General features: G+C 43.3%; 30 protein-coding genes and 2 pseudogenes. 31 read left to right on the top strand and 1 reads right to left on the bottom strand.

Going from position 1 to position 25,074, the window contains the following annotated elements; all coding sequences use genetic code 11:
• Positions 1-50 precede the first annotated feature (50 nt).
• The 14 genes and pseudogenes from L3V33_RS12360 (at position 51) to L3V33_RS12295 (ending at position 15,719) form a co-directional block, all read left to right on the top strand.
• Positions 51-503 carry a GNAT family N-acetyltransferase gene (locus tag L3V33_RS12360; RefSeq protein ID WP_237290490.1) on the top strand — a complete coding sequence of 151 codons (453 nt, stop codon included), beginning with the start codon at positions 51-53 and terminating at the stop codon, positions 501-503.
• A 317-nt stretch (positions 504-820) separates the two neighbouring features.
• Positions 821-1,600 carry an ABC transporter ATP-binding protein gene (locus L3V33_RS12355; protein WP_237290489.1) on the top strand — a complete coding sequence of 260 codons (780 nt, stop codon included), beginning with the start codon at positions 821-823 and terminating at the stop codon, positions 1,598-1,600.
• On the top strand, positions 1,597-2,625 hold the full coding sequence (locus tag L3V33_RS12350) for an ABC transporter substrate-binding protein (protein ID WP_237290488.1): 1,029 nt from the start codon (positions 1,597-1,599) through the stop codon (positions 2,623-2,625). The genes L3V33_RS12355 and L3V33_RS12350 overlap by 4 nt, the downstream gene beginning before the upstream one ends.
• Positions 2,622-4,598 carry a Fe(3+)-hydroxamate ABC transporter permease FhuB gene (gene fhuB, locus L3V33_RS12345; RefSeq protein ID WP_145564942.1) on the top strand — a complete coding sequence of 659 codons (1,977 nt, stop codon included), beginning with the start codon at positions 2,622-2,624 and terminating at the stop codon, positions 4,596-4,598. The genes L3V33_RS12350 and fhuB overlap by 4 nt, the downstream gene beginning before the upstream one ends.
• A gap of 170 nt (positions 4,599-4,768) precedes the next feature.
• Positions 4,769-6,424 carry a multidrug ABC transporter permease/ATP-binding protein gene (locus L3V33_RS12340; RefSeq protein WP_237290487.1) on the top strand — a complete coding sequence of 552 codons (1,656 nt, stop codon included), beginning with the start codon at positions 4,769-4,771 and terminating at the stop codon, positions 6,422-6,424.
• A 125-nt stretch (positions 6,425-6,549) separates the two neighbouring features.
• Positions 6,550-8,742, top strand: coding sequence for a TonB-dependent siderophore receptor (locus tag L3V33_RS12335; RefSeq protein WP_237290684.1), 2,193 nt, complete (start codon positions 6,550-6,552; stop codon positions 8,740-8,742).
• Positions 8,743-9,018: 276 nt separating this feature from the next.
• Positions 9,019-9,273 carry a DUF3297 family protein gene (locus tag L3V33_RS12330; RefSeq protein ID WP_004733911.1) on the top strand — a complete coding sequence of 85 codons (255 nt, stop codon included), beginning with the start codon at positions 9,019-9,021 and terminating at the stop codon, positions 9,271-9,273.
• 524 nt (positions 9,274-9,797) lie between these two features.
• On the top strand, positions 9,798-11,171 hold the full coding sequence (glpT, locus tag L3V33_RS12325; protein WP_054546380.1) for a glycerol-3-phosphate transporter: 1,374 nt from the start codon (positions 9,798-9,800) through the stop codon (positions 11,169-11,171).
• A 79-nt stretch (positions 11,172-11,250) separates the two neighbouring features.
• Entirely contained in the window at positions 11,251-12,306 is a 1,056-nt protein-coding gene (gene glpQ, locus L3V33_RS12320; protein WP_237290486.1) for a glycerophosphodiester phosphodiesterase, read from the top strand.
• Between the two features lie 260 nt (positions 12,307-12,566).
• On the top strand, positions 12,567-13,034 hold the full coding sequence (locus L3V33_RS12315; protein ID WP_102442728.1) for an ASCH domain-containing protein: 468 nt from the start codon (positions 12,567-12,569) through the stop codon (positions 13,032-13,034).
• Positions 13,035-13,128: 94 nt separating this feature from the next.
• Positions 13,129-14,063, top strand: a pseudogene (locus tag L3V33_RS12310) (D-2-hydroxyacid dehydrogenase family protein).
• A 28-nt stretch (positions 14,064-14,091) separates the two neighbouring features.
• Positions 14,092-14,595, top strand: coding sequence for an HAD family hydrolase (locus tag L3V33_RS12305; RefSeq protein WP_237290485.1), 504 nt, complete (start codon positions 14,092-14,094; stop codon positions 14,593-14,595).
• 112 nt (positions 14,596-14,707) lie between these two features.
• Entirely contained in the window at positions 14,708-15,088 is a 381-nt protein-coding gene (locus L3V33_RS12300) for an STAS/SEC14 domain-containing protein (RefSeq protein ID WP_065205278.1), read from the top strand.
• A 229-nt stretch (positions 15,089-15,317) separates the two neighbouring features.
• A complete protein-coding gene (locus tag L3V33_RS12295; RefSeq protein WP_017059210.1) occupies positions 15,318-15,719 on the top strand; it encodes an NUDIX domain-containing protein in 402 nt (133 codons plus the stop codon).
• A gap of 72 nt (positions 15,720-15,791) precedes the next feature.
• Here the strand turns inward: L3V33_RS12295 and L3V33_RS12290 are convergent, their stop codons facing one another.
• Positions 15,792-16,193 (bottom strand): YkgJ family cysteine cluster protein, encoded by a 402-nt coding sequence (locus L3V33_RS12290; RefSeq protein ID WP_004733901.1) that lies wholly within the window; start codon positions 16,191-16,193, stop codon positions 15,792-15,794.
• A 207-nt stretch (positions 16,194-16,400) separates the two neighbouring features.
• On the opposite strand from L3V33_RS12290, the gene L3V33_RS12285 reads away from it, so the two are divergent.
• The 17 genes and pseudogenes from L3V33_RS12285 to L3V33_RS12205 all read left to right on the top strand — a co-directional run bounded on the left by L3V33_RS12285 (position 16,401) and on the right by L3V33_RS12205 (position 24,947).
• Positions 16,401-16,562, top strand: a complete 162-nt coding sequence (locus tag L3V33_RS12285) for a hypothetical protein (RefSeq protein WP_167409361.1) — start codon at positions 16,401-16,403, stop codon at positions 16,560-16,562.
• Positions 16,562-17,248, top strand: a complete 687-nt coding sequence (locus L3V33_RS12280; RefSeq protein WP_237290484.1) for a pseudouridine synthase — start codon at positions 16,562-16,564, stop codon at positions 17,246-17,248. The genes L3V33_RS12285 and L3V33_RS12280 overlap by 1 nt, the downstream gene beginning before the upstream one ends.
• 76 nt (positions 17,249-17,324) lie before the next feature.
• Positions 17,325-17,699: a VOC family protein gene (locus L3V33_RS12275; protein WP_017078093.1), complete on the top strand. Its 375-nt coding sequence runs from the start codon at positions 17,325-17,327 to the stop codon at positions 17,697-17,699.
• 96 nt (positions 17,700-17,795) lie between these two features.
• Positions 17,796-18,404 carry a sugar O-acetyltransferase gene (locus L3V33_RS12270; protein WP_237290483.1) on the top strand — a complete coding sequence of 203 codons (609 nt, stop codon included), beginning with the start codon at positions 17,796-17,798 and terminating at the stop codon, positions 18,402-18,404.
• Between the two features lie 160 nt (positions 18,405-18,564).
• Positions 18,565-19,059, top strand: coding sequence for a hypothetical protein (locus tag L3V33_RS12265; RefSeq protein WP_237290482.1), 495 nt, complete (start codon positions 18,565-18,567; stop codon positions 19,057-19,059).
• 373 nt (positions 19,060-19,432) lie between these two features.
• A complete protein-coding gene (locus tag L3V33_RS12260; RefSeq protein ID WP_237290481.1) occupies positions 19,433-19,846 on the top strand; it encodes a GFA family protein in 414 nt (137 codons plus the stop codon).
• A gap of 235 nt (positions 19,847-20,081) precedes the next feature.
• Entirely contained in the window at positions 20,082-20,333 is a 252-nt protein-coding gene (locus L3V33_RS12255; RefSeq protein ID WP_237290480.1) for a hypothetical protein, read from the top strand.
• Between the two features lie 234 nt (positions 20,334-20,567).
• Positions 20,568-20,777 carry a DUF3955 domain-containing protein gene (locus tag L3V33_RS12250; protein WP_237290479.1) on the top strand — a complete coding sequence of 70 codons (210 nt, stop codon included), beginning with the start codon at positions 20,568-20,570 and terminating at the stop codon, positions 20,775-20,777.
• A 136-nt stretch (positions 20,778-20,913) separates the two neighbouring features.
• Positions 20,914-21,066, top strand: coding sequence for a hypothetical protein (locus tag L3V33_RS12245; protein ID WP_237290478.1), 153 nt, complete (start codon positions 20,914-20,916; stop codon positions 21,064-21,066).
• 2 nt (positions 21,067-21,068) lie between these two features.
• Positions 21,069-21,545, top strand: coding sequence for a GNAT family N-acetyltransferase (locus L3V33_RS12240; RefSeq protein WP_054546367.1), 477 nt, complete (start codon positions 21,069-21,071; stop codon positions 21,543-21,545).
• 61 nt (positions 21,546-21,606) lie between these two features.
• The gene (locus tag L3V33_RS12235; RefSeq protein WP_054546366.1) at positions 21,607-22,224 is read left to right on the top strand and encodes an RraA family protein; all 618 of its coding nucleotides are present in this window, start codon (positions 21,607-21,609) and stop codon (positions 22,222-22,224) included.
• 80 nt (positions 22,225-22,304) lie between these two features.
• Positions 22,305-22,793, top strand: a complete 489-nt coding sequence (locus L3V33_RS12230) for a GNAT family N-acetyltransferase (RefSeq protein WP_171308227.1) — start codon at positions 22,305-22,307, stop codon at positions 22,791-22,793.
• Positions 22,794-22,811: 18 nt separating this feature from the next.
• Positions 22,812-22,973 (top strand): annotated as a pseudogene (locus L3V33_RS12225) (MBL fold metallo-hydrolase); the annotation flags it as partial.
• 9 nt (positions 22,974-22,982) lie between these two features.
• Positions 22,983-23,540, top strand: a complete 558-nt coding sequence (locus L3V33_RS12220) for a nucleotidyltransferase family protein (RefSeq protein WP_237290477.1) — start codon at positions 22,983-22,985, stop codon at positions 23,538-23,540.
• A gap of 139 nt (positions 23,541-23,679) precedes the next feature.
• A complete protein-coding gene (locus tag L3V33_RS12215) occupies positions 23,680-24,096 on the top strand; it encodes an NUDIX hydrolase (protein ID WP_017078748.1) in 417 nt (138 codons plus the stop codon).
• 25 nt (positions 24,097-24,121) lie between these two features.
• On the top strand, positions 24,122-24,556 hold the full coding sequence (locus L3V33_RS12210) for an NUDIX pyrophosphatase (RefSeq protein WP_017078749.1): 435 nt from the start codon (positions 24,122-24,124) through the stop codon (positions 24,554-24,556).
• 52 nt (positions 24,557-24,608) lie between these two features.
• Entirely contained in the window at positions 24,609-24,947 is a 339-nt protein-coding gene (locus L3V33_RS12205; protein ID WP_065205267.1) for an aldehyde-activating protein, read from the top strand.
• Positions 24,948-25,074 lie beyond the last annotated feature (127 nt).

Here is a 25,074-nt window from a genome sequence, read left to right as displayed (position 1 = left end):
ATAAACCAAGGCTAGGATGGCCGTATTAGCCCTTCAAAGGATGGGAAGACATGCAGAAAGTAATCTTTAGAAATTGCGATGAGAGTTCGCCATATTGGAGTGATTTAGAGCGCTTGTTTCAAAGTGAATGGTCGGATTTTAAGTTTAAAGATACCTATAAAGACTGCGTACAACTCCCTCCAGTAATAGTAGTGCTTCGCGATAATGTGGTCATTGGTGGCTTGGCATATTCCCATTTTCAGGAACCTCACCAAGTGCGGGATGTGGTGTGGATTAATGCTGTTTATGTTGATGCTCAATGGCGTGGCCAAGGTATTGCAAGTGAATTGATTAATCGTGGTGTTGAACAAATGCCAGACTATTATCAATCCCAACCCTCGAAAGATTCAACGTCTAAGTTGTACGCCTACACCAATATTGCGCCTTTGTACCTTTCTCTTGGTTGGTCAATCGTTGAGATTGAAACCGAACCCAATCATCACGTCATGAGCGTTTCGTTTTAGGCTGAATATTCGGAAACAGCCTAACAGCCACGAAACTCTCTGCCTTCCTCATCTATCGATTTATGAGCACCTTTTTATAAATGCTTAAACTTTGTTGCGACAAGGTCTTGAATCAATTTCAGATCTAATTCCCTGAATTAAGCTTCTAACTCTTTAAAATATAGGGATAAATTAGTACGACATTCAGTTTAATCTAAATGAAAATCGTTTGCGTTAGCGTTTTTGCAAGTGTATAAAAGCGTGTCTGTTAATGATTTTATGAATATGTTCATATTTCATTAAATTTTTAGTGAATGATGTGTTTTAAGGTTGAAGGTATGCTCGAAGCAAAGGGACTCGGTTTTAGCGTAGGGGATAAGCAACTGCTTAAGGCGTTCAATGTGTCTTTTGAGCAAGGAAAGATTTACGCTTTGGTTGGGCGCAATGGTTCGGGGAAATCGACCTTATTGAAGTTGTTAGCCAAGCAACAAAGTGCAACATCAGGCGATATCTTTCTCAAAGATAAAATCATCACTAAATGGTCAGATAAAGACTTCGCTAAACAGATTGCATATTTACCTCAACACTTGCCGGCAACCGACAGTTTGTCTGGTGAAGACTTAGTCAGTTTTGGTCGTTACCCTTGGCACGGATTGTTGGGTCGACTCTCAAGTAAAGACAAGCAATATGTTCAAGATGCGATGCAGCTGACTGATACCACCAAGTATTCAGACCGTTTGGTTGATACCTTGTCTGGCGGAGAACGTCAGAGAGTTTGGTTAGCGATGTTACTAGCACAGCGCACCAAATATTTGTTACTTGATGAGCCTTTGTCTGCACTCGATATTGGTCACCAGATCGAAATGCTAACGCTGATTAAACGACTGAGCGAAACGTTAGAGATTGGTGTGATCATCGTAGTTCACGACATCAACATGGCAGCACGTTTCTGCGACCATATCATTGCCCTACATAGTGGGGAGTTACTGATTGAAGGTGAGGTTGATGAGGTCTTTCAAGAGTCGGTGCTGAGAGATATCTATGGGGTGCCGATGCACATTACTCAGCATTCAGCCGGTTACCCAGTTGCGATGCCTGGTGATTTGGAGCCAGCATGATGTCCAGCGATTCTCTTCCATTAAACGTACGTCGCTTACAGATCGTGCGTCCGATTATCTCTACTATCGTCATATTGGGCTTATTGGTTGCTTCTCCGCTATCTGTTGCTCAACAGGAAGCCCTAGTTAAACCAGTATCGTCAGTTAAATCTGTGTCATCAAATAAACCAGTATCATCCGTAAAACAAGGCTCGCTGGTAGAACAAGAGGCGCCAACAGTAAATGAGGGTGCTACACCTCGCTTAGTATCCATCGATTGGACGCATACGGAAACCCTATTGGCGCTGGGTGTTGTCCCTGTCGCAGTAGCGCAAATAGCCGATTACAATTCTTGGGTTAAGTCTCCTGAAATTCCCCCAACGGTCGCGGATGTCGGCTTACGAACGCAACCCAACCTTGAACGTATTCATGAGCTCAAACCCGACAAAATATTACTCTCTCCAATGTTTTCAACGCTGGAGACTCAACTTAGCAAAATTGCCCCTGTCACGACCATTGGTTTGTACCGAAGTGGTGATGTCGATTGGTCGGCATTAGAAACGGTTACTCGAAAGCTAGCAGAGGTCTCTGAAAAGCAACCTCAAGCTGAAGTTTTGATTCAGAAAGCGAATGCTGAAATGGATCGTTTAGGATCTCAGCTACCCAACAATGCTCCTGCAATGTTGATGGTGCAGTTCATGGATACAAACCACGTGCGTGTTTTCGGTGACAACAGCCTTTACAAAGCCTCGGTCAATAAGATTGGCCTTGAGTCAGCATGGAAAGGGCAAACCAACGCTTGGGGTTACAGTTTGGTTGGCGTCGATCAGCTCATTGGTGTTAAAGGACAAATCGTGATTATTTCTCCAATGCCAGCAGGAACCGAAGAACACCTTAAAACGAATCAGTTTTGGCAATACATAGTGAAAGAGTCAGGCTATCCCGCACTGCAAGTTCCTGCTGTCTGGAGCTTTGGCGCGATTCCTTCAGCGACACGTTTTGCAAAGTTCATTGCTTCTGAGCTGAATGGAGGATCTACGTTATGAGAGTGCTAACGTTCGGTGTATTAGCACTGTTATTGGTTTCAACGCTAACTTTGATAGGTCAGCATTTGGCTGTCTCCCAAGTTGGGCTCGGACACCTTGCTAGTCTTTGGATTGCTGATTTCACTTCTCCGGATTCGGTGAAACTGCATTTAGCGTGGTGGCCGAGATTATTCACCACATTACTCTCTGGTGCTGCATTGGCGGTTGCAGGTGTCTTAATGCAACAAGTGTTAAGAAACCCATTGGCTTCACCTTCTACATTGGGTGTCGCGAGCGGTTCTAGCTTTGCGCTGATGCTAGCAACGCTTTACGCACCTTGGTTATTAGAGTGGTCTTACTCTTTGGTGGCGTTAGTGGGTGGTGTTACTACGATTGGCTTGGTGTTTGCGCTGTCGTGGCGAAGAGCGTTATCTCCAACTGTGGTAATTGTGTCCGGCTTGGTCGTGAATCTCTATTTTGGCGCTGTGAGTACTGTCTTGTTGATGATGAATCAAGACAAGTTGAATGGTTTGATGATTTGGGGCGCAGGCTCGCTTGTTCAAACTGGCTGGGAAGACGTCCAGTATCTTGCGCCACGTTTAGCTATCGCTACCTGTATTGCATTCTTGTTTGTAAAACCACTGAGCTTGCTTCAGCTATCAGAGCAGGGCGCAAAAAGCTTAGGGGTGTCGTTACCTAAGTTACGAGTGGTTTGTTTAGGGTTGGCAGTATTACTGACGGCTTGGGTCGTGAGTGCGGTTGGCGTGATTGGTTTTGTTGGCTTAGCCGCGCCAGCTTTGACGCGCTTGATGGGTGTTCATCGTTTAGTGCCGAAGTTATTGGTTTCTATGGTGTTAGGTGGTTTGTTATTGACCCTCACCGATCTGCTGATACAACAATTGCCGGGAATGATGTCGATGTTTGTGCCTACGGGTGCAGCAACCGCAGCTTTGGGTGCTCCGCTTCTTTTATGGCTATTGCCTAAATTGTCGATGAAGAGCCAATCACAAACGCAAACTGTTTTAACGCGTCATAACGAAGTTGCATCACGCCTAAATAAACACTCTGTGACGCTCGCTAGTTTCTTTATTGTTTTGTCGCTCATCGTGTTCAGCTTGTTTTCGGTACAAACCGAAGGCTGGCGTTGGTTATTGCAAACCCAAGATTGGGCGTTGCTCGAATGGCGTTTACCTCGATTAACAGCGGCGGCATTGGCCGGTGGTATGTTAGCGGTAGCAGGAACTATTGTTCAAAGATTGAGTGGCAACCCGATGGCGAGCCCGGAAGTGATTGGTATTAGCTCGGGTACTGCATTAGGTTTGATCATCGCCATTTTTGCGGGTTTCGGAAGCAATGTGGTTGGGCTTTATACCGGCGGATTTATTGGTGCGGTCTGTACATTGGGTATCATTGTCGTTCTCAACCAAAAATCAGGCTTTCAACCTGAAAGAGTGTTGCTGACAGGCGTTGCGATAACGGCATTGATGAACGCGGTGCAAAGCTTTGTGTTGGCAGGCGGCGATCCAAGAAGTTATCAAGTTCTGGCTTGGTTGGCGGGCTCCACGTATTACGTTACCGAAGCAACGCTTGTTCCGTTATTTATATCTTCAGTTGTATTTATCTCACTGGGTTTTCTGTGTGCTCGTTGGTTAGATGTGTTACCGCTAGGGCAGGCGAGTGCGCAATCTCTTGGCTTAAATGTTTCTCGATCTCGAATTCTACTATTGGTGTTAGTGGCGTGTTTAACCGTTAGTGCGACGTTAGTGGTTGGTCCATTGAGCTTTATTGGATTGATGGCCCCCCATATGGCGAGGTTGTTTGGTTACAGTCGAGCGAAAGAGCATCTGATCTGTTCTTCGTTAATTGGTATGGCACTGATGTTGTTCTCGGATTGGCTTGGTAGGCAGTGGCTCTATCCACAAGAAATTCCGGCAGGGCTGGTTGCTTCGATCATTGGTGGCATGTACCTGATGTGGGGTTTGAGAAGGCTTTAGACTATTAGCTTGTGATGACATCAAGTGACTGATAGCTAGCGAGTCTTGCGTTCTAGTGATAAAGACAGAAACAAAAATAACAACGTGATTAAGTTTGGCTTAAACGAGGGTTACTTATCAATTAGTTGATAATGATAATCACAATAATAATTAATTGAATGGTGTGTGAGATGGGACTGATCCTATTGTTGGCTGAGAAACAGAAAAAATCATTGTCTCTGGTCATCTTGTTGAGTATTGCGAGTGCGTTCCTGAGTGTGGGCGTGATTGCGTTTATTCAACATAAATTACTAGAAAGCAGTGGATCGCTTTCCGATACCTTAATTCAGTTTACTTTGCTGCTGATTGGGTTGTTGGTGACAGCCACCGTTGCTCAAGTCGCACTTCATAAATTGGGTCATAAGTTCGTTTACAACAAACGTTGTGAGTTGGTTTCTCAGCTGTTGAACACTGATATTGAGCAAGTGGAAAAAGTAGGGAGCGCAGGTGTGCTCGCTTCACTGAACACTGACATTCGCAACATCACCATCGCTTTCGTACATTTACCTGAATTGATTTACGGCTTGGTGCTCACGATTGTCGCTCTTGGTTATCTGGCTTTTCTATCGATGCCTTTGTTTGGTGTTAGCGTGCTGATGTTGTCGTTAACGGGTGTCATTGGTTACACGCTAGTGACGAGAATTACGACACACGTCAAACAGGTTCGAGAATACGATGACAAGTTATATCACGATTACCAGTCCTTGATTGATGGCCGCAAAGAGCTGTCGTTGAACCCATTCAGAGCCAAGCGCTATTTCGACGAAACCTTCTCAGTGAATGCTGAAGGGTATCGAAACGAAGTGACACAAGCCGACATCTTAAATGGTTTTGCTGCCAACATGGCGAACACCGTGGTATTGGCGTTGATCGGCTTGAACTTTTACCTAGCGACTGGCTTAGGTTGGGCGACGTTAGAAGTCGCGTCTACATTCGCGTTGGTCGTGTTGTTTATGAGAACACCATTGATGTCTGCAGTAGGGTCTATCCCTACATTGATCACTGCCAACATTTCGATGAACAAGTTGTCGTCGTTAGAGTTGAGTACCGATCGAAGCCTGAATCCGAAACCGGCAAAAACCAAAGTATTCAATTCACTAGAACTCGTGGGTGCTAGCTATCGTTATCGCTCAGATTCTGATGGCGATGCATTCGGCGTAGGTCCAATTAATTTCAAAATAGAACGCGGCGAACACATCTTCATTATTGGTGGCAATGGCAGTGGTAAATCGACCTTTGCTCGTTTGCTCACCGGGCTCTACCGACCGCATTCTGGCCAAGTTTATGTCGATGGTAATGAGGTGACTCGAACGCATTGGCAAGATTATCGCCATCAATTCTCGGCTGTGTTCAGTGATTTTCATCTATTCCATCAAATTGTCGATGGTGAAGGTCAAGACATCGATAGCAAAGATATTGACGAATGGATGGTCCGTCTTGAAATGGCACACAAGGTTGACCACCAGCAAGGTAAGTTAAGTGACGTTCGCTACTCACAAGGTCAACGAAAGCGACTGGCACTGATGATGTCAGTACTCGAAAAACGCGGTTGTATTCTGCTTGATGAATGGGCAGCTGATCAGGACCCACGCTTTAGAAAGCTGTTTTACCGCCAGTTACTACCACTACTAAAACAACGTGGCGTGACTGTCATCGCGATTACTCATGATGACGCTTATTTTGATGCCGCTGACCGTATTTTTAAAATGGACACCGGCAATCTTATTGAGTTGAGTAAAGGGAATTTGGCTCAAGCGCACCAAGCACTAGAGAGTGTTGTGGCTTGAGTATTTTAGAGCCGAGTTAGGTTCAAAAACAAACAATTGAATAGTAAGAATTACAGTGATTGTTTGTGTTTTATTTCAATTGGTTCATAGCCGTATTAAAGGAGAATTATATGAATCGGCACTTTATGCGCACCCCAACAGCATTTGCGGTCGCTTTAGTTATATCGTCAGGAATGGTTCAAGCCAACGAAGATGAAACCGTTGTCGTTATCGGGCAGCAGCTTGAAGACAGCTCAGTAGGTCCGGATTTTAGTTACGTAGGATTAAGCAGTCGAACAGCAACAAAAACAGACGTTGTGATAGGCGAGACACCTCGTGCTATTTCTATCGTAACTCGTGAGCAAATGGACGATCGAGCGTCAATCAGTATTGCCGATGCACTGCAATATACGCCGAGCATCCAAGCCAACTATTTTGGTGAAGACAACAAGCAAGATTGGTTTGTTATCCGTGGTTTTAAGCAAGCCAACAGCGGCTTGTATCAAGATGGAACGCGTTTGTACTCATCAGGCTTCTACAGTTGGCAAATCGACCCGTTCGGCTTGGAACGTGTAGAGATTCTGCGTGGTCCTGGTTCTGCACTTTACGGGCAAACCCCTCCAGGTGGCGTAATAAACGTTGTGAGCAAGCGACCTCAATTTGACGGTGGTTCTGGTCAATTTGCTATTGAATACGGCACTGATGATCGCAAGCAAATTAGCTTGGATGTGAACTCTGAAGTTAACGATAAAATGGCGTTTCGTCTGCAGGCGCTTGGTCGTAAAAATGGCAGCCGTGTTGATGGAGTAGAAGCGGAACGCATTTTCATTGCCCCTTCTCTTGCTTATAAATTCACAGATGACACCAAAATCACGCTGCTAACTAGCTACCAAAAAGATGATTCTGATCCGTACCTACAATTCTTACCAATGGAAGGGACGTTAACGTCGAATCCAAATGGAAAAATCAGTGATAGCACTGCGGTAGGTAATACAAATTGGGAAACGTTCGAGCGTGAACAATTGTCAGTAGGTTATGAATTTGAACATCATTTCAATGACAGCACTTATTTCATGCAGAACACGCGTTACAGCAAGATGGACATCAACCTTCGTCAAATGTACACGATTGGCTATGCGAAAGACTTGGGCTATGGTCCGTTAGATCCAACTAATACTTCTGTAGTTCGTGGTGCAACGACAGAAGAGGGTACGTCTGATGCGTTTAACATGGATAATCGCGTTATTCATAAGTTCACAACCGGTTCTGTAGACCATACTCTTTTAGCTGGTATTGATTATCAAAGTATTGATATTGAGAGCAAAGACTATCCTCTAAACAGGTTGACAGGGGATCCTATCGTTCTATCTGACGGCAACCCATTGTTTAACATATTTAATCCAAACTACGGCAGTAATATTACGTTATTCAATCCAGTTACCCAGCAACCGTATACAGAGTCACAGCGTCAAACGACGAAAACTAATAACAATCAGTTAGGTCTGTATATACAAAATCAAATGATGATTTCAGACAAGTGGGCTGTTCAAATTGGTGTTCGTTATGATGATTCTGAAAACAAGACACATAACACAACAACCGGAGCTAAAACTAAGGTTGATAATGAAGAATGGACGACCAACTTCGGTGTTGCTTACTTGATGGATAGTGGTTTTACACCATACGCGAGCTATGCACAGTCGTTTAATCCGATTATTCAATTAGATCAAAATGGGAACCCAGCTAAGCCGGAACGTGGCGAGCAGTACGAAGTAGGTTTGAAGTATCAACCGCGTAGTTTCGATGGTTACTTCAATATTGCTGCGTTTGAAGTATCGAAAGAAAACTTAGCGCGTCAGGTCGGTGGTCAACTAACGCAAATTGGTGAGGTTCGTAACCGTGGTCTAGAGCTAGAAGCTGTCGCAAACGTGACTGAAGCATTAACCTTAATTGGTAACATTTCATTCATCGATTCTGAAATAACAGCAGATTCGACAAGCAGTAATGTAGGCAACACGCCTTCACAAATTGCTGACCAACTCGCTTCAGCTTGGGCAAACTACCGTTTCCTAAATGGTCCATTAGATGGACTAACAGTCGGTGCCGGTGCGCGTTACGTTGGTGAATCATACGCTGATAATACACAGACTAACGTAGTTCCTTCATACACATTGTTTGATGCAACGCTGAGCTACCGTATCGAAGACTACAAGTTCCAAGTCGCAGCGAAGAATTTAGCAGATAAAGATTATATCGCGACTTGTAGTGATACGACATTTGGTACCTGTTACTACGGTGATCGCCGTAACGTGATTGCGAGCGTAACTTATGACTGGTAACGTAACTTTATAACCATTGATTACTCGTTTAGAAGCACTCAGTCCAACGGGCTGGGTGCTTTTGTTTTATATTAGGGTAATCATTCTTAACTTCGTTAGAAATGTTGGAATCTGTGAAAGTTTTGTTTTGAAACGCTGCAACTACCGCTGCTAAATCAAACAACTAGGCGCTGATTAAAACGATCAAGACGATTTATTGCAGCAGTTGTTGAGCACAAAGCCTATATTGACTAGAATGGCGCACTTTTTTTATTTACGTACATACAGGTAATGAACATGAGCGATACTAATTCAAAACCAGCTTTACCAGATCATCTAGCAGGTAACCCACGCAGCCCACACCACGTGGCTGAGTGTTTCGAATACCCAATCGGCATTCGTCTAAATGGTAAAGAGCGTACTGATGTTGAAGAATACTGCATCAGCGAAGGTTGGGTTAAGATCCCTTCTCCAAAAGCGCTAGACCGCCGTGGTCAGCCAATGCTTATTACTCTAAAAGGCTCTGTAGAAGCTTTTTACATCGAAGAATAATCGCTTTGTGTGACTAGCTAATGCTTCGTGTAGTTAGCAAATGTTTTGTCTAATTAGCCAACATAAAGTCACTAAGAGTTATTACTTGAAAGGGTCTAGAGAAATCTAGACCCTTTTTGTTTGCATTAATGTTTGCGAACTTGTTTAACCAATAACCAATAACCAATAACCAATAACCAAAACCACCTCCATAACTCCACAAAGCTTATCAAACTTGTCGACGTCTACTATGCATACGTTGGAATTATGCGCTTGCTGATGGTTGATTTATGTTCGCTCGCTCGTTTTTGGTTGATTCATATTCGAAATTACTGCTGTTAAATTGATCAACTAAAAACAAAAAAATGAAGCGCAGTCTAATTAAATGAAACTAAAGTGCTGTATTTCAGGTTATTTATTGTTAATGGCTATCTCTATCACAGAAAATAATCCTGAAGCACATACAATTCCCAGGCTTTCGAATGAGCGCTAAATTTTTTCGTTCGAGCATTTTATTTCTATCGCCCAATACACATGAGGTTCCTATGTTTGGAATATTCAAACCTATGGCGCATATCGATCGCTTATCTACCGATAAGATCGATAGCACCTACACACGATTACGATGGCAGCTTTTTCTCGGCATCTTTGTTGGCTATGCCGGTTACTACCTAGTCCGCAAAAACTTCAGTTTGGCAATGCCATACCTGATTGAGCAAGGGTACAGTCGAGGAGAGCTAGGGATTGCTTTAGCAGCAGTATCCATCGCTTACGGTTTATCTAAGTTTTTGATGGGAAGCGTTTCTGACCGTTCTAACCCTCGTTATTTCCTCAGTGGCGGCTTGTTAATGTCGGCGTTGGTCATGTTCTGCTTTGGTTTCATGCCATGGGCAACAGGCAGCATCACTGCAATGTTTATTCTATTGTTCTTGAATGGTTGGTTTCAGGGCATGGGCTGGCCGGCTTGTGGACGAACCATGGTTCACTGGTGGTCGCGTAAAGAACGTGGTGAGATCGTATCGGTATGGAACGTTGCTCACAACGTGGGTGGCGGCTTGATTGGCCCAATGTTCTTATTGGGACTGTGGGCTTTTAACGATGATTGGCGAACCGCTTTTTATGTTCCTGCATTTTTTGCCACTCTCGTTGCTGTCTTTGTTTGGTTTACTGTAAGAGATACGCCTCAATCTTGTGGCTTACCACCGATTGAAGAACACAAAGACGATTACCCAGACGACTACGACACGTCCCATGAGAAAGAAATGACGGCGAAAGAGATCTTCTTTAAGTATGTTTTCTCTAACAAGTTGTTATGGTCAATCGCGATTGCTAACGCGTTTGTTTACCTTATCCGTTATGGCGTACTCGATTGGGCTCCAGTTTACTTAAAAGAAGCGAAAGACTTCTCTGTAGATAAATCGTCTTGGGCTTACTTCCTGTATGAGTGGGCAGGTATTCCTGGCACATTATTGTGTGGCTGGATTTCAGATAAGTTGTTCAAAGGTCGACGCGCTCCAGCTGGGATCCTGTTCATGGTTCTCGTTACTGTCGCTGTATTAGTGTACTGGCTAAATCCGGCAGGTAACCCAACGGTTGATATGCTGGCACTTATCGCGATTGGTTTCCTTATCTATGGACCAGTAATGCTAATTGGTTTGTATGCACTTGAACTTGCACCTAAGAAAGCGGCAGGTACGGCTGCAGGTCTTACTGGCTTGTTTGGTTACTTAGGTGGAGCAGTTGCTGCCAATGCAGTGCTTGGTTTCATGGTTGACCATTACGGCTGGGATGGCGGCTTCATTATCTTGGTAGGTGCTTGTGTTGCTTCAATAATTTGTCTGCTTTATGCCTTCTTAGGAGAGCGTGAACACCATAAACAAAAAGAACTCGAACAACAGAAAGAAGCGTTAACTCAGTAGTTCATTAACTGGACAACGTCATACTAATAAACAACAGAGGCAGGTATATCCTGCTTCTGTTTTATCAAGGGAAACAATAATGAAAACAACGTCACTGTCTCTGACTTTATTAGCACTTAGCTTATCTGCAAATGCGTTCGCCGATCCTTTAGTGATTGCGCATCGCGGTGCTTCTGGTTATTTACCCGAGCATACATTACCGGCTAAAGCACTCGCTTACGCAATGAAGCCCGACTACATCGAACAAGATGTAGTGATGACCAAAGATGACCAATTGGTGGTTTTGCATGATCACTATTTAGATCGCGTCACCGATGTCGCGGATCGTTTTCCAACACGCGCTCGTGCAGATGGCCGTTACTATGCGATTGATTTTACGCTTGCCGAGATCAAATCATTAAAAGTGACTGAAGGCTTTAACCTAGATGACCAAGGTAATCGAGTGACTGGGTTCCCAGCACGCTTCCCAATGTGGCAGTCTGATTTTCGTGTCGCTACCTTTGCAGAAGAAATTGAATTGATCCAAGGTCTAAACAAGACGCTCGGTTATGACGTGGGTATCTATCCAGAGATTAAAGCACCTTGGTTCCATCGTCACGAAGGCAAAGATATCTCTAAAGCTGTGCTTGCCACCTTGCAACAATATGGGTATCTATCGAAAGACGACAAGGTGTACTTGCAGTGTTTCGACGCCAATGAACTTCAACGCATCAATGATGAACTTATGCCAGCGATGGAAATGGATCTTAAGCTCGTTCAGTTGATGGCTTATACAGATTGGAATGAAACCATGACGTACCAAGGTGACAAAGCAATGCCGTACAGTTATGACTGGATGTTTGAGAAGGGCGGAATGGCAAAAGTCGCTAGCTATGCTGATGGCATTGGCCCATGGAAACCTATGTTGGTGGACGATGCATCGACCAAAGATAACATCATTATTAAACCATTGATGAAGTCAGCAAAAGACGCTGGCTTAGACGTTCACCCGTACACGTTCCGTGCTGATCCAGGAAGAATCCCAGCTTATGCTGATAACTTTGATGGCATGTTGGATGTCTTCTACAACCAAGTCAAAGTCGATGGTGTGTTTACCGACTTTCCGGACAAAGCGGTCGACTTCTTAAAACGTTAATTTCCTGCTCAGTTACGAGGTACTAGTAACGAGATACGAAGAGCTAAAAGCACAGCCTAAAGGCGCTTTTAGCTCTTTTACTTTTTGGCTCTTCTTGTACTGGCCTCGAAATCCTACCCATACTCTTCTTTCTCAGCCCACATTTTGATATTCACTCGGTTTACAGCAATAACCTGACTTGATAGGTTACTCCCAATGCAGCCAGATGCTTAATCTATAAGTATTTATCGGCTCAACCTAATATTGAACTTGGAAAGATCATGGAAGAAAGAAGTAAAGCTTATCTTGATAGGTACCTCAACACATTGCCAGCAGACGTTGCCTCGCAGTACACCTCCTTTAGTGCTGATTATTACTGCGCCGACGAGTACAACGCCAACCTTTGCGCGCAGTTGATTTTAAAAGGTGAAAAACAGGCGTCCTGCGGCCTTGAACACTGGTATACCTATGAAGGCGAGACGAGACCCATAGTGGGTCACTTACAAGTCGTCACCGATTGGGATGGTGAGCCTGTCTGTATTGTTGAGATCACGTCGGTGTCGTCGTGCAAATACAACGAAGTGAGTGCGGAGTTTGCTGCTGCAGAAGGCGAGGGTGACAAAACACTAGAATGGTGGAGAAAAGCTCACTGGAACTTCTTCTCTCGTGAATGTGAAGAACTCAAGATCTCACCAAGTGAAGACATGTTACTTATGTTAGAGCGTTTCAAAGTGGTTTATCAACAGTGAACTCCCCAGTGAGTGCCATGTTGAATCTCGAGGCATGGCACTTTAGTCTTCGTTTGAACAATACAAGATAACTAACAATCACAAGGAGAGTGATGTGAAAATAGCGATATTGGATGACTACCAGAACGTTGTTAAAGACCTCGATTGCTTCAACAAACTCGAACAACACGATGTCACTGTATTTACCGAGACTTACTCAGAGCAAGAGCTCGTCGCTAAGTTGGTCTCGTTTGAAGCCATTGTGCTCATTCGTGAAAGAACCGAGATCACCGAATCTTTGTTATCACAACTCCCCAACCTCAAGCTGATTAGCCAGACGGGCAAAGTGAGCAACCCGCAAATGTGCGAACGATTTGGTGTTACCGTTTTAGAAGGTCGAGGCTCGCCTGTGCGCCCTCCGAGCTATGTTGGGCGTTGATTATGGCTGCATCGCGCCACATTCCGACTTATGCTTCAAACCTTAAACAGAACCAGTGGCAGGATTCTGGCTCATTAGGGTTAGGTCGAACTTTGAAGGACTTGAAGCTAGGTATTTGGGGTTACGGAAAAATCGGAAAATGCATTGCACAATACGCCCAAGCATTTGGGATGTCTGTCGTAGTGTGGGGGAGCCAAGCTTCACGCGATCAAGCACAAGCAGATGGCTTCGAAGCAGCAGCAACCAAACAAGACTTCTTTCGAGAAGTTGATGTTCTTTCTTTGCATTTGCGTTTGAATGATGTCACCAGAGGATGTGTTACGGCACACGACCTTAGCTTGATGAAACCGAACTCATTGTTTGTGAACATCAGCCGTGCCGAGTTAGTCGAACCGATGGCCTTGTATCATGAACTACGCGAGGTAGCGACCAAAACTGCCGCTATTGATGTGTTCGATTGTGAGCCAGTAACAATAGACACCGAACCGCTATTGTCCTTGCCAAACGTCACAGCGACTCCACATTTGGGCTATGTTGAACAAAATAGCTACGAACTCTACTTCGATATCGCTTTCGACAACATTCTGTCCTATCAAAGAGATGGCCTATAAAGGCGCGATGACTAATGCAGGAGGCAAGATGACAAAGCTAATCGAATTAACAGAAGTAGTCTTATTCGACTGGGGCAATACGCTGATGGTCGATTTCCCCGACGCACAAGGGAAGATGTGTGACTGGGAAACCGTACAAGAAGTGAGTGGTGCTCGTGTATTACTGGCTGAACTCTCCAAAAATCATCAAGTCTATGTTGCCACCAATGCCGGTGATTCAAGTAAAAACGACATCATTCGAGCCTTTGAGCGTGTTGGCCTGTCTCAATATATCTTGGGTTATTTTTGTAAGGCGAGCATTGGCTTTTCTAAGTTCGAACCGGAGTTCTATCCCGCCATCATTTCTAAGCTCGGTGTTGAACCACAACACATCACAATGGTGGGTGACACCCTAGATAAAGACATTTACCCAGCACTTGAAGCGGGTTTGCAAGCGGTGTGGTTGAATACGGAAGGAGTTGATCTTAAGTCAGAGCATCCGCGTATCGTGCAAGTTCAAAATCTAAGCGCACTGTTGGAAAAGCATGTTTAACTCTCTGATATTAAGCTCGGATAAATCGCTTGTCCGTTTTGACGCCAACTTCTCATCTCTTTGTTATTTAATCCTCTAAGCTAAGTCTAGTTTCCACTATGAGGGCTAGGCTATGAATATCGAACGTCACGGAATATCGGTTGGGATTGAACGTGTTAGTGGTGAAACCATTGTTGTGTTTAAAGCGAAAGGTAAACTCACACATGATGACTATCAAGCAATGATGCCAATTCTAAATACCACGCTAGAAGAACTCGATTCATCCGAACTCAAGATGCTTGTCGACATCTCTACTTTAACGGGATGGGAGTTGCGTGCTGCTTGGGATGATTTCAAATTGGGGTTAGAGCTCAATTCGAAGATAGACAAAATCGCGATTTATGGTGATAAAAGCTGGCAAGAATTCGCTTCAAAAATAGGGGGCTGGTTTGTGTCCGGTGAGATAAAGTCATTCGAAGAGCATGACTCTGCGCTTCAGTGGCTAGTCGATTGATACTATTCGCGGGCAGCTAGAGAGTAGTTCGTAAACATCGCCAATGACAGTTGATGAGCACTGTGCTCAAAGGCTGTCATTTTTTGTTTTGACTATGATATTTCCTATTCGATTCAATAGAGTATATTCATTGCAGCGTGTAACATACGCAGGCTTGGTTTGGTCGTGACTAATAACGCGGCCAGATTCAGTAATAACGAGAACTAAAACAGAAATAAGGTCTAACGACATGCATAAGGTAATTGATAAGCTGGCTTGGATATTCATCAAAGACGGCAAGTTGTTGATGGTGAGATCAAAAGGCAAAGAACTGTTCTATCTACCGGGTGGTAAGCGTGAAGCTGGCGAAAGTGATGAGCAAGCACTGGTTCGCGAAATCAAAGAAGAGATCTCGGTAGATTTGGTGCCTGATTCCATCAAATACGTTGAGACGTTTACAGGCCAAGCTGACGGTAAAGCAGAAGGCGTATCGGTGCAATTGACTTGTTATCTTGCTGATTATACTGGCGAACTGTCTCCAGATGCCGAAATTGAAGAACTTAAGTTTGTGGATGGCAACGACAGAGCGGTATGTTCATTGGCGGCACTGGTTGCGCTTGATTGGTTAGAAGCGAACCAGTATTTGGCTTAAGGTTTTAGCATCTATCAGCTGTATTAGTGCATATTAGCTAATGCTGAAAATTGATCTTCAAAAGATCATCGCTTACGAATAGCTTGAAGGGCGGCTGTCTTTCATCAATAGGTCGAGTTTCCTTTGAGCTTTCTTCGTGTCTTGTAAATCCACCACCTCAATCATTTCACACTCATCTCGTACCATCTCATTAATCAGGCTTGGATAGTGTCTGCAATCTTCTGGTCGGTCTAAGTAAATACTACAGGTGTACTTGGCTTGAGCCTTGGTGTCTTTCGTCGGAACTAGCTCCAGAAAAGGGCAGCGAGTTAAACGTTCACCAGATTCAGGGTCGAACCAGATCTCGCTTCCTCGAACATATTCAAAGATGTCTGGATTGAACAACTCCCACAAATCAATCTCTTCTTGCGTTGCGGCAAGGTCACCATCTCCGTATTTGATACAGCATTTCCCGCATTGATTACAATTTTTCATTAGTGACTTCATTGGTTGGTGAGCTTTTATCATTTTACCACTGATAGGCGTGGCACGTTGACTTTGTTGTTCATGGTTAAACGGTTTCGGGAAGGAGCCTAAAATAGAAGTACTTAATATTACTTTAACTACCTAACACCACTCCAAACAAGGCTGTAAACAGTGATACAATTTGCGCCTAGTAAGTTATTAAAATAAGGCATAGAAATGAGAACCGTATACACCACCGAAGGCGATATCAACGCAAAGAAACAGAAAGACGCTTACCCAAAGTTGGCGCTATGTGATAACTGCGTTCGAGGTTATGTGGTGATTGCTCAAGGCGAACGTACCTACAAGCCATGCGCAAAATGTGGCGCTGACGATTAATGCGCCTTGATAAATACCTATGCAAAAGCACTGAACTAACCAAGCCTGAAGCGATTGAACGCATCCATAATGGCGAGGTGAACGTGAACTGCGAGATTGTCACCGATGAATCGACTCAGATTCACGAAAGCAACACCATCTTGTTAAATGGTAGGCTTCTTAAGTTACGTGAATTTCGATACCTTTTAATGCACAAGCCAGCCGGTACTATTTGCTCCAATATCGATGAGGTTTATCCTTCACTGTTCAATTACATCGAGATAGACAAAGCATCAGAACTGCACATCGCAGGGCGCTTAGATGCAGATACAACAGGCTTAGTCTTGATTACCGATGATGGGCGATGGTCATTCAATATCACGCTGCCAACCAAGTCATGTAAGAAGGTGTATCGCGTGACATTGTCACGAGACATTAAAGACGATGTTGCTGACAAGTTCAAAGCGGGCATTCAATTGCAAGGCGAGCAAAAGCTGACACGTCCGGCAGAGCTCGAAGTGATTACCAGTAAAGAAGTGCTGTTGACCATTATAGAGGGTAAGTTTCATCAAGTAAAACGAATGTTTGCCGCGGTAGGGAATCGAGTTGTTGGCCTTCATCGTGAACAGATTGGTAATGTTCGTTTAGATGTTGAAGCAGGTCAGTGGCGTTATTTAACCCAAGCCGAAGTCGACTCATTTCAATAGAGCTATAAATGAACGCCATAACCACTTAAAGCGTTGAGCGTGTTGCACCAGAATACCAACACTATAAGGATGTAGGATGGAAAACCTAAAAGTCTCAGAAATTAAGTCTTTCGTACCCGCAAGAGACTTCGTTTTATCCAAGCGTTTTTACCAGTCAATCGGCTTCGAAGTGATGTCTGAATTTCACGATATCGCCTATCTACGACACGGCAGTTGTGCGTTCCTTCTGCAAAACTTTTATGAACCTGCGCACTGTCACAATTACATGATGCACTTGCTGGTTGAAGACGTAAAAAGTTGGTATCAACACATCCAAAACTCTAATGTAGTGTCGGAATTTGAAGTTACTGTTTCCGAGGTTGTTGAGCAGCCTTGGGGAATGCTTGAGTTTTGTATCACTGACCCAAGTGGTGTGCTGTGGCGTGTGGCTGAAAACATCAGGCCGCGTTAATTCGTCCAACTTGCATTGAGGCCAGTGAAAACTTCAAATTATTCATCTGTTTCTTTATTTATGCCGACATAAGGCAATGATCAAATAGGTTCAAACATGGATATAAAGGCTAAAATGCACAGCCAAGACGTTTACTACTGTGACGACGTTGATTTGGTTGCTGAGCAAACTCAATGCTTAGAAGTGCTATACGATTTTAACCACACTCGTCCTAGTGAAGGGGATAAACGACAACAAATCATGAAGCAACTGTTCGCCGAAGTCGGTGAGGGCTGCTACATCGAGCCGCCGTTACGCGCGAACTGGGGGCGTCACACCCACTTAGGCAACAACGTATACGTTAACTTCAATCTAACTCTGGTCGACGACACAGACGTATTCATCGGCGACAACGTGATGATTGCGCCTAACGTGACCATCGCCACTGGCACACATCCCATCAGCCCAGAACTCAGGCTAAAAGCAGCGCAGTTCAATATCCCCGTTCGTATTGGCAACAACGTATGGCTTGGCGCGCATACCGTCGTACTTCCCGGTGTCACCATTGGTGAAAACTCGGTTATCGGAGCGGGCAGCATAGTCACCAAAGACATCCCAGCTAATGTGGTTGCCGTTGGAAACCCTTGCAAAGTGGTACGTGAAATCAATGAGCACGACCGAGAGTATTACCATAAAGATCGCCGCATTCCTGATGAACTAAAGTAAGCGATTTTTCACACGCCTGAAACTAGCTGTAATATAAACCATTGTTATGCAATGGCTTAGTTGTATATTGCTTGTGAAGGCACTAGAACGAATTATTCTGAGTTTAAATGCGGAATTTTTCAGTCTGATAGCTATTAGGACTCAAAGGAATAAAATCAGAATGGAAGAAAAAATTGCTTTAGGAGCATTGGTTATAGCCAGTTGTTCCTTTGCTCTGACGATTTATCAAGCTTGGCTTTCGAGGCTACATAATCGTATGCAAGTAAAACCATATATTGATCTTACTTGGGTATCGACCCTAAATGACGGCTTCAAATGTTCTTTGAAAAATTACGGCGTTGGTCCTGCATATGTAGAGAAAGTAAACTATTACCTTGATGGGAAAAAGTATCAAATTGAGTCGTCTGATGACTTTAAAGGTTTGATTCTTGATATCGGACTGGAAAACACGCATCTAGAAGTCAAGCACTGCCAATTGCACAAGCATTCAGCACTTTCTAGTTCCGAAGAAATTAACCTATTTGAATTTAACAATGTGGGAAACAAACCATATAACAAAGCTGATATTTTGAACTGTTTGCAAAGAATTTCGGTAACTGTAAATTACGAGTGCTCCTATGGTTTAAAGTTTACATCGCAAAAAAGTAGTTTTTAACAAGGTCATACTAACAATACTCAACAAAGTGTTATGCCTCTGTCATTCTTACTGAGTAAAATTAACTATCTATACCTAGTCTTAATAGTTTGTTTAGGTTCACGGTGCTTTTCTTAACTATTTGTTAGAGTGGCATTTCAGTGTGCACGGAGGTTTTATCATGGGAACTGTAATCGGTTTGGTGATTCTAGCTGCTATAGATTTGTATCTTTTTCGTAAAACAGGGCTTCATATTCATAAATGGATCTCTAAAAAGTACGCCGCGTATCTGTCGGATAAGGGAAACAAAAAATAGCCTTTACTTATTAAGTCATCGGTATAAAAAGCGTTAGCTGTTATTAATTTTACACACATTACAAAGATTGGAGGATTCATGAAAGGTAAAGGAAAGTGCCTATGTGGCTCGGTTGAGTTGGAAGTAGAGTACGCCAGTAATGAATTGGGGGCTTGTCATTGTAGTATGTGTAGAAATTGGTCTGGCGGTCCGATGTTAGTCATTGATTGTGCTGATTCCGTCAAAATATCAGGTGAATCAAATGTAGTGAGATATAAATCATCCGATTGGGCTGAGAGGGGGTTTTGCGGTAAATGTGGTACTCACTTGTTTTACTTTTTGGTGCCAAATAATCAGTATCACCTTCCTGTCGGGTTATTGATGCCTGGGGGTGACTACAAGTTAACTCATCAAATATTCATCGATGAAAAGCCTGAATACTACGAATTTAAAAATGAAACACAAAATATGACTGGTGCAGAGGTTTTTGCCTACTTTGAAAGTAGAGAGTAGCACTTAGTTTTTATTAGCTTAAGACTAATTCACAAAGCTCGGCATTTTTTAGTTTCGGTCGAGTTTTGTGTTTGCGGTGCAATGGTTTCGGTCAGGTGGTAGCGTTGTTCACGCTTAATCTCCCAGCCTCAACCCCCAATTTGAAGTGCCTCGAAACTCGATTGTGTGAACTCCGAATAGCTGAATAGTTACTCTAATATACACTGAGTTTTCTAATGGCTCTTAGGGGGCGGAAATGACAGATATGGCAATATCAAGTTACCTTGGCTGGTTGTTACTTCTTATCGGTTGTTATCCTTTCTTTCTTGTTGGTGTCAGTATGTTTTTCTATGATGCAGAGCGTAAACAAGCATTAAGGTGGTTGAATGGAGTTAGTTTTCTATTGGCTGTATTCCTTCTTTACATGCATATGCAGACAGAAGTCGTCTATGGTCGGGAACTGCTCGAAGCTTGGTATCGTGATAACCCAGAAGATAGGCTTCAATAAAAAGCACATAACAAGTGTTTATTATCCATATCGGTATATAAGAGTGATGTTAAACGCTTGGCATTTCCTGTTCGAATCAGCTTTAGTGTTTTCGGTACATGGTTGAGGTGAGGTGGTCGCGATGTCAGCCACTTCAAGCGGCGAAAACTCGTCTATCCAATTATGGTTATCCGAGTGAACCATGTTCTCTTACAAAGTGTCTGACATTTTAGATATTCAAATGTTGAGGCTCCGATGAATTTTCTCCGTAAGTATAAAATCAGCTTTCTTTTCTGTGTTAGTGGCCTTTTGTGTTTCATTGCTTATAACACCATAGGTTCATACGTAGATGAAAATGGTTTGTTGGTTGAGCCATTCGGGCTTATTCCTCTATTTTGGCTTTTTGAGCTACTTGCGTTAGTGGCTTTTGTTGTGGCGTTCGTTAGACAGAGAAAGTGCCAGTAATCCAGTTAAGCTACGAGTACACGAAGATGTTTTGTTATCACAAACAACTTAGGCGAGATTCGGTACGCGTGGCATTTTTGACATGCGGCGATATTGGTGTTTTAAATAGTGTTCTCAGCCTCAAGGAGGAAGCTTAATGAAATTTACACAAACCTATTGGAACCCATTGGATAAAACCCGTGACAATGAATGGGAAGATATTGACGGCTCTAACGGGAATTTAAGTCAAATTACGTTAGCTCAAGACAGCGTTAGGGGACTAATTGAATTCAACTTTTATAAAGGATGAACATGGTAGTACTTAGAGGAATGCGCCAAGACGAATATCCAGCATATTGTCAGTATTTTATTGACGATTACAGTCAGGAAATAGCTAGAAATTATGGGCATTCTTTGGACGTTGCAGTCGAATTGGCAAAGAAGGACTTGCATCGCAGCTTCCCTAACGGACTAGAGGGCAATGAGCATTCGCTATTATGCATTGATGCTGAAGTCGATGGTGAATGTAAGCTTGTGGGTTACCTATGGCACTCAGTAAATATTGGAGATAAATCTACGTTTATCTATGACTTCTTCATTTCGAATGAACATCGAGGTCTAGGTTATGGTACTCAATCAATTTCTGCGTTAGAGACCCAACTACTCGCTATTGGTATCAATCAAATAAAGCTGAGGGTCGCATATCATAATGAACGGGCGCTTAAGTTGTATAAAGAAGTTGGCTTTGAGGTTACCGGTTTCAATATGTCTAAGAAACTAAGCGGGTAGCCTTAACATATCAAGCAACATACATAGACCGGCAGGTTTCATTCAAACATGGAGTGAAAATATGAAGTCAGATTTTTCAAAACTTGCGACAACCGAGTACGGAAACATACTAAGTCACGACCATTTTATCAACTTTAGCATTGGTCCTCTTTGGCAGGGAATGCCGCCAATTTTTGGAGAAGCGTTTACTGTCCAGTTAACGTCTGGTGATAATTTAATGCTTCATTCAGCCATATACGAAGCACCAGAAGGTTCCATCATTGTAGTGGATGGAGTTGATAGCGAATATGCAGTAGCCGGCGGTAATGTATGCGCAGTCGCTAAGAGTCGAGGTATCAAAGGTTTTATTATTGATGGTGTCATTCGAGATTTGAGTGAAATTTCAGATATGAAGTTTCCAGTTTTTGCGAAAGGTGTTCATCCAGTACCGGGAAAGAAAGAGGTCTATTCTGAATTGGGTGCTCCAATCACTTGCGGGGGAGCAAAGGTCTCTACGGGAGATATCATTGTTGCTGATGTAGAGGGTATTGTCGTTATTCCTAAATCAAGAAAAGATGAAGTGTTTCTAATGGCTTCAAAGAAAGCAAGTGACGAAGCTTCATTAACACTCGCTGAGTGGGAAACGAGTCATAGGGCTAAAATAGCCCAAGCAATAAAGTGTGCGAAACAAAAAACTTAATTGGTGCAGCAAGCTGATTTGTAACGCGTGGCATTTGTCATCAATTAACAGGCGTTAGGCGACAACGAATAAATTCATCCATGGAGAAGAGAGTGATCGTACGGACTGCGACGAAAGAAGACTCAAGTGTCTTGTTAGAGTTTATTGAACAAAAAGCTGACTTTGACCGGAGTATGAGAGGGTTTAGTGGTGAAATCTCGACAACTATAGAGAAAATCGAACGCACACTATTTGGTGATTACGCATTTGCTCATGCATTAATATTGGAACGGAATTGTGAGCCTTTTGGCTTCGCACTGTATCACTATCGATATTCATCCTTCAGTGGTGAGCCATCAATCTGGCTTGACGACCTATTGGTTACAGGAAATCAAAGATCAAAAGGGTATGGCCGTGAACTTATGTTGGCTTTAAAGTCACAAGCGGAGTCATCATATGCCTCTCACATCTCATGGACGGCAAGTCCACATAATAAGAAAGCGCATGATTTCTACAAAAGGTTGGGTGCAGAGGTTGAGCGAATGGATGGTCAAAGGCCTTATTTCCGTTGGGCAATGTGCGATTCGTAAATGAATCAAAAGGGAACTATGAAAATAACGACGCTGGTTGATAACTCTCGACTGGATAACAGGAAAGATTTAGCCGTTGAGCGCGGACTATCACTGCATATTGAAACTGAATCGCTAAAGAGCTTGTTCGATATGGGAAGTGGCGATACGTTTTGTCAAAACGCACCATTACTGGGTGTTTAAGTCACGATGAATAAACAAAAACTAAAGAACCTCATTCAACAAGTTCCTGAGCTAATCGAAACAGCCAACGTATGTCGTGAGGTGGGCTTGCCAAACTTCTATATTGCAGGCGGTGCTATCACTCAAATTATCTGGAATGATATCGAAAACAAACCGCTTCTAGACCAAGTCAAAGACTTCGATGTTGTCTATTTCAATAGTACCTCAGCTATCACCGAAGATGAGTTCAAAAACCGCATTCGTTCGGGGTTAAGTCATTGTGTCGACGTGGACGTAAAGAACCAAGCGACCATTCATGAGCATTACGCTAAGAAGTTCGGTTGCTTCATTCAACCATACTATCGTGTTGAACAAGGTATCGAGTCTTGGCTCTCTGCATTTGCTATCGGGTTTACTCTGGATGATTCAGGCGATATCAAGTTGTTTGCACCATACGGTGTAGAGGACGCATTTGATATGCTGATTAAGCCGAATAAGCGAGCAATGACAGAAGCAAATTACAACAAAATGACCACTGGCTATAAGGCTCGATGGCAGCAAGTGAAAGTGCTCCCTTGGGATTGAACGATAGAGCTTTGCGAGATTACTATCAACATTTGGTATTTAACTCGGCTTGGCGTTAGTGGTAAATTTGAACGCAATCTCAGAATTGTTAGTCACTTAGCTGTTCGTTTGTCTTTTAGTAAGAATTAAGGAGTTTTAAGTGAGTCAGGAAGTAAGAGTAGGTGTCGCTGCGGTTATTCTCCGTGAAGGGCGAGTGTTACTTGGAGAACGAATTGGTTCTCACGGGGCTCATACATGGGCAACGCCGGGCGGACACCTTGAATGGGGGGAGAGCATTGAAGAGTGTGCCAAACGCGAAACACTCGAAGAGACTGGCTTAGTTGTTAGTGCATTTGAGAAGCTGACTTTTACCAATGATATTTTTGAGAAAGAGAACAAGCACTATATAACGCTGTTTGTTGTTGCTTCTGATGCTAACGGCGAACCGCAGGTGACAGAGCCTGATAAATGTAAGCAATGGAAATGGTTTAAGCTAGATGAGTTACCTGAGCCATTGTTTCTTTCTCTGACGAATCTGTTGAGCGATCCGGTCATTCTTGGGAAGCTAGCGCAGTAAACGTGAACGATTGGAGAGAAAATCAATGAGAGCACCTTTTCAAGTTTTAGTATTTCCCTACAAAACAGTCGATAACAAATCTCGATTTTTAATCGCACGTAGAAGGGACAATGGTGTATGGCAGGCAATATCGGGTGGTGGCGAAGACAATGAATCATTACTTGAAGCAGCAAAACGAGAGCTCTCTGAAGAGGCTCAGCTAGTCGGTTGTAACTGGCAGCTACTTGATTCAATGTGCATGCTTCCAAAAGTCTTTTATGCAGGAAATCAGAATTGGACTGAGCATCCATTCGTAATTCCTGAGCATTCCTTCTCAGTTAAAGTGACGGAAGACCCTCAATTATCAAATGAACACACAGATTACCGTTGGTGTGATTACCAAGAAGCTATTGAACTTCTAACATATGACTCGAACAGAAACGCGCTTTGGGAGATCAACGAAAGGCTCAGCGGAGTCTAAAAACACAATGCTTATTTAAATCGTATGTTATGTGAATACAGGGAACAATCAAATGGAACTAAAGTGTCACTGTGGAAGCGTGAGTTTAGAACTGAGTTCGCTTCCAGATGAAGTCGGGGAGTGTAATTGTTCTATCTGTCGTCGTTATGCTGCCGTTTGGGCGTATTTTTCTCCGGAGCAAGTTCAAATCAACTTGAGCGATAAAACTGAGTTTTATTGTTGGGGCGATAAAGAAGTCGAATTTCATCGCTGCAAGTTGTGTGGATGTTTAACGCATTACGTAACGACAGAGAAATGCTCCGCAGATATCTTGGCTGTGAACATGAGAATGGCCGAAAATGAAGTGCTTGCAAGCATCCCAGTTCGTAAGATCAACGGCGCAGCGTACTAAGTCAACTAACAAGGTACTTTCACTACGCCTTGCAGTATTGAAACGGTAGATTTGGTCGTATTAAGGAGAAGTTCGATGTTCAAGTGTCCAAATTGTGGGGCGTCGGTTTCTATTAAAGAGAAATCGA

Origin of the sequence: Vibrio sp. A2-1 (assembly GCF_021728355.1) — a bacterium.
Lineage (GTDB): Bacteria > Pseudomonadota > Gammaproteobacteria > Enterobacterales > Vibrionaceae > Vibrio > Vibrio splendidus_K.
The sequence above is the reverse complement of the archived record's forward strand: the minus strand, read 5'-3'. Positions and strand labels throughout refer to the sequence as shown.

What these genes read in the sequence shown, in the direction of transcription:
- L3V33_RS12360 (WP_237290490.1), top strand. Translation starts at nt 51, where the DNA reads ATGCAGAAAGTAATCTTTAGAAATTGCGATGAGAGTTCGCCATATTGG.
- L3V33_RS12355 (WP_237290489.1), top strand. Translation starts at nt 821, where the DNA reads ATGCTCGAAGCAAAGGGACTCGGTTTTAGCGTAGGGGATAAGCAACTG.
- L3V33_RS12350 (WP_237290488.1), top strand. Translation starts at nt 1,597, where the DNA reads ATGATGTCCAGCGATTCTCTTCCATTAAACGTACGTCGCTTACAGATC.
- fhuB (WP_145564942.1), top strand. Translation starts at nt 2,622, where the DNA reads ATGAGAGTGCTAACGTTCGGTGTATTAGCACTGTTATTGGTTTCAACG.
- L3V33_RS12340 (WP_237290487.1), top strand. Translation starts at nt 4,769, where the DNA reads ATGGGACTGATCCTATTGTTGGCTGAGAAACAGAAAAAATCATTGTCT.
- L3V33_RS12335 (WP_237290684.1), top strand. Translation starts at nt 6,550, where the DNA reads ATGCGCACCCCAACAGCATTTGCGGTCGCTTTAGTTATATCGTCAGGA.
- L3V33_RS12330 (WP_004733911.1), top strand. Translation starts at nt 9,019, where the DNA reads ATGAGCGATACTAATTCAAAACCAGCTTTACCAGATCATCTAGCAGGT.
- glpT (WP_054546380.1), top strand. Translation starts at nt 9,798, where the DNA reads ATGTTTGGAATATTCAAACCTATGGCGCATATCGATCGCTTATCTACC.
- glpQ (WP_237290486.1), top strand. Translation starts at nt 11,251, where the DNA reads ATGAAAACAACGTCACTGTCTCTGACTTTATTAGCACTTAGCTTATCT.
- L3V33_RS12315 (WP_102442728.1), top strand. Translation starts at nt 12,567, where the DNA reads ATGGAAGAAAGAAGTAAAGCTTATCTTGATAGGTACCTCAACACATTG.
- L3V33_RS12305 (WP_237290485.1), top strand. Translation starts at nt 14,092, where the DNA reads ATGACAAAGCTAATCGAATTAACAGAAGTAGTCTTATTCGACTGGGGC.
- L3V33_RS12300 (WP_065205278.1), top strand. Translation starts at nt 14,708, where the DNA reads ATGAATATCGAACGTCACGGAATATCGGTTGGGATTGAACGTGTTAGT.
- L3V33_RS12295 (WP_017059210.1), top strand. Translation starts at nt 15,318, where the DNA reads ATGCATAAGGTAATTGATAAGCTGGCTTGGATATTCATCAAAGACGGC.
- L3V33_RS12290 (WP_004733901.1), bottom strand. Translation starts at nt 16,193, where the DNA reads ATGAAAAATTGTAATCAATGCGGGAAATGCTGTATCAAATACGGAGAT.
- L3V33_RS12285 (WP_167409361.1), top strand. Translation starts at nt 16,401, where the DNA reads ATGAGAACCGTATACACCACCGAAGGCGATATCAACGCAAAGAAACAG.
- L3V33_RS12280 (WP_237290484.1), top strand. Translation starts at nt 16,562, where the DNA reads ATGCGCCTTGATAAATACCTATGCAAAAGCACTGAACTAACCAAGCCT.
- L3V33_RS12275 (WP_017078093.1), top strand. Translation starts at nt 17,325, where the DNA reads ATGGAAAACCTAAAAGTCTCAGAAATTAAGTCTTTCGTACCCGCAAGA.
- L3V33_RS12270 (WP_237290483.1), top strand. Translation starts at nt 17,796, where the DNA reads ATGGATATAAAGGCTAAAATGCACAGCCAAGACGTTTACTACTGTGAC.
- L3V33_RS12265 (WP_237290482.1), top strand. Translation starts at nt 18,565, where the DNA reads ATGGAAGAAAAAATTGCTTTAGGAGCATTGGTTATAGCCAGTTGTTCC.
- L3V33_RS12260 (WP_237290481.1), top strand. Translation starts at nt 19,433, where the DNA reads ATGAAAGGTAAAGGAAAGTGCCTATGTGGCTCGGTTGAGTTGGAAGTA.
- L3V33_RS12255 (WP_237290480.1), top strand. Translation starts at nt 20,082, where the DNA reads ATGACAGATATGGCAATATCAAGTTACCTTGGCTGGTTGTTACTTCTT.
- L3V33_RS12250 (WP_237290479.1), top strand. Translation starts at nt 20,568, where the DNA reads ATGAATTTTCTCCGTAAGTATAAAATCAGCTTTCTTTTCTGTGTTAGT.
- L3V33_RS12245 (WP_237290478.1), top strand. Translation starts at nt 20,914, where the DNA reads ATGAAATTTACACAAACCTATTGGAACCCATTGGATAAAACCCGTGAC.
- L3V33_RS12240 (WP_054546367.1), top strand. Translation starts at nt 21,069, where the DNA reads ATGGTAGTACTTAGAGGAATGCGCCAAGACGAATATCCAGCATATTGT.
- L3V33_RS12235 (WP_054546366.1), top strand. Translation starts at nt 21,607, where the DNA reads ATGAAGTCAGATTTTTCAAAACTTGCGACAACCGAGTACGGAAACATA.
- L3V33_RS12230 (WP_171308227.1), top strand. Translation starts at nt 22,305, where the DNA reads ATGGAGAAGAGAGTGATCGTACGGACTGCGACGAAAGAAGACTCAAGT.
- L3V33_RS12220 (WP_237290477.1), top strand. Translation starts at nt 22,983, where the DNA reads ATGAATAAACAAAAACTAAAGAACCTCATTCAACAAGTTCCTGAGCTA.
- L3V33_RS12210 (WP_017078749.1), top strand. Translation starts at nt 24,122, where the DNA reads ATGAGAGCACCTTTTCAAGTTTTAGTATTTCCCTACAAAACAGTCGAT.
- L3V33_RS12205 (WP_065205267.1), top strand. Translation starts at nt 24,609, where the DNA reads ATGGAACTAAAGTGTCACTGTGGAAGCGTGAGTTTAGAACTGAGTTCG.